The sequence below is a fragment of the Endozoicomonas sp. ONNA2 genome (assembly GCF_024606365.1).
In the GTDB taxonomy this organism is placed as follows: Bacteria; Pseudomonadota; Gammaproteobacteria; order Pseudomonadales; family Endozoicomonadaceae; genus Endozoicomonas.
In genome coordinates this window covers 1-2,471 of record NZ_JAHHPO010000631.1, presented here as the reverse complement: position 1 = coordinate 2,471, position 2,471 = coordinate 1, and the positions used below count along the sequence as shown (strand labels likewise).

General features: G+C 50.3%; 2 protein-coding genes. Both read right to left on the bottom strand.

Features of this window, described 5'->3' with window-relative positions:
- A partial coding sequence (locus tag KDK14_RS11110; RefSeq protein ID WP_257265182.1) for a hypothetical protein occupies positions 1–206 on the bottom strand: 206 nt, incomplete at its 3' end.
- Complete coding sequence (locus KDK14_RS11105; RefSeq protein ID WP_257265181.1) at positions 203–2,146, bottom strand: F-box-like domain-containing protein; 1,944 nt, start codon at positions 2,144–2,146, stop codon at positions 203–205. The genes KDK14_RS11110 and KDK14_RS11105, both read right to left, overlap by 4 nt.
- Between the last annotated feature and the right edge of the window lie 325 nt (positions 2,147–2,471).

Genomic DNA, 2,471 nt, shown 5'->3' with positions numbered 1-2,471 from the left:
CCCCTGTTTAGGTTTTTAAATTCAGGAGAGGCGACAACTATGTTGGCACAGGGGGGAACCTTCATCACCATGGATTCATGGTGATATTGGACAGACCTGAGGGCAGGAAGTTTCCGGACAGAAACAGTTTGTTTGACATCCAGCAGGCTCCGGTGTCTTCTTATTTCCACGCTCTGCGTGGTAATGCATACCGCATTTGCCTTCAATCCGGCGTACCAGCGTCTCTTATTTCCCAGACTTGTAAATGGATATTGGTAACGTCGCCATTCTGAGTTTGGCTCAGGACCACCACCTCATGCTCTGATAGTGGATTGAAGTAGGCTTTCAGAATACCGTCTTGCTTGATAACCCCTTTGAGTGACCAGTGCTGTTGATCGCTGCACCCGAGGATTCCTGCCATTGAAGGGTTCCAGGTCAGCACATGAAGGCCGGACGGGCTAAACCAGGGTATGGTGATTGGGGCGCATTCTTCGGTGATGGTTTCAATTGCCCATTGTCCAGTCTGGCTCTTCCCCCAGATGTAGACTGTACCCGACTCGCATCTGACCAATAAGTGGTTGTCAGACGGACTGAACCGCGCCACTTTCACCAGAGAATTGTGTCTGAGCGTTATTTCTGAATCAAGAATCGCTCTTGATACGGCATCTGGCTGCAGCAAGCGACCATCGTCCAGCGGCCCGGCAGACAAATTTTCCGGTATGCGCCATAGCAGCACATCACGGTCTCTGACCCTGTCTTGCAGCATATCTTGCTGCATACCAAGGCCCACGAAGCCCGTGAACGAGGCCTTGTTGAATAGATATTGACCGGTAGAACTGAAGAAAACCGTACAAAAGTATGGGAAGATCATAGTCTCTTCCCATTCTCCCGATGCTTCCAGGCTGTATATTGAGACCCGCCCGGGAATGCCATAATGTTTTTCAAAACCCACCAGAAACTGATCCGTGACCGGGCTAAATTGGGCATGAGTAACATAATCATCTTTACATTTTTCCAACCTCTGTGATTTCCAGTCTTTAGCGCTACAATCGTTCAGAGATAGCATCGTTATTTCACTCGCACAAAATGGTAGATGCGACCAGAGGAGTGCAAGATATCGCTCCGATGTACTGAACAGGGCCTGTTTAATCAACTCTCCGCAGAGGCCGTTAACCTTCACTTTCCGCCATTCATTATTGTTGTCCATGCGACAGACGATGAGAGGATCGTGCTTGTAGGCCGCCATATATTCCCCCGAGGGGCTGAACACGACCGCATGACCCGACAACTTTACCTTGTCGTCCTCGTTCCAGCGGTTGTCGGCAGGTTGCAACATATTCGCGCGATTCATACCGTTCCAGGTAAACAGGCGATTTTCACACGCACTGAAATTTGCCCCGGAAACCACCCGGGAGCGGCTGTTATCAGACCAATTCAGGTGCTCTTCTGCCCATTGCCCCTGGTCATCCCTGGCCAGAACCCGGGAGTCATTCAGGCAGCGGCCATAAAACAACAGATGGCGACAGGATGGGCTGAAGCGAACCTCAAGAGCGGAACCGGTCTGTGGCTGTGAATGCCATGCTGCACGCTGAGGGATCGTAACTTTTAATCGCTTGACCATACGATAAGCCGGACGTGATTCCATCCTCCCCAAGGTGTCAAGGCATAATAGGGCGGACATCTGCGGGAGGTTCTTTATTATCCTGTCCCTGAACGATATCCCTCTGTTGTTGGGTGATGCCGGAGTGGCAAATGGATGAAAGCACCGGGATTTTTTCTGCCCAAGGGCATGTTGCTGGAACTGTTCCCGGAAACGTCGGGGAAGCCGGGCAAAATAAGACAGTTCCTGAATGTATTTGTATTCTTTGACCACATCCCGAAATGCCAGACAGGTTGCATTTACATGGCGGATATCATCGAATTCAAGGTAGTCAAAAATCCTGACCAAGAGTTCGGGAGGAAGTTCAGTAATCCTCCTTTGCCACACAGTTTGCCATCCTGAATTCAGGCATAAAGGTTGTTTCAGTGGGGGCTGTTTCTGAGGACTTATCTGCGCAAGCGCGATAGTGGACGGGGAGTCAGAGGGTGAGGTTTTTGTCGGCAGATGAGCAGGCCAATCCGGTGCCATCGGGACACCGGCGGCACTTGAAGACAAAGGGTCACTCATTGATTTGCCCCATTATTAATGAGTTATTACCGGCACTGCGAGACACGTCGCAACCATTGATTCACGGTTTTAATGGACAGGCCAAAGTTCAGGAAGTTCACGGGCAGCCTGATTGTCCTTTGATTAATTAACTCCGATAACCCCCCCCGGAGTCTGCAGGATGTGGAACAGCCCCTTTCTGCCCGGAATCATAAGAGTTTAATGGGAGGCTAATTTACGGAGAGGTTCGGTATGCATTAGAGGGTGTTGCGAAAGGACTTAAAAAGAAGGGCACCACAAAGACACAAATGCCCATGGCGCGTGAAAATATTTTGCGCCACCCTCA

Coding starts and splice junctions, on each gene's coding strand:
- KDK14_RS11105 (WP_257265181.1), bottom strand. CDS start 2,146: ATGAGTGACCCTTTGTCTTCAAGTGCCGCCGGTGTCCCGATGGCACCG.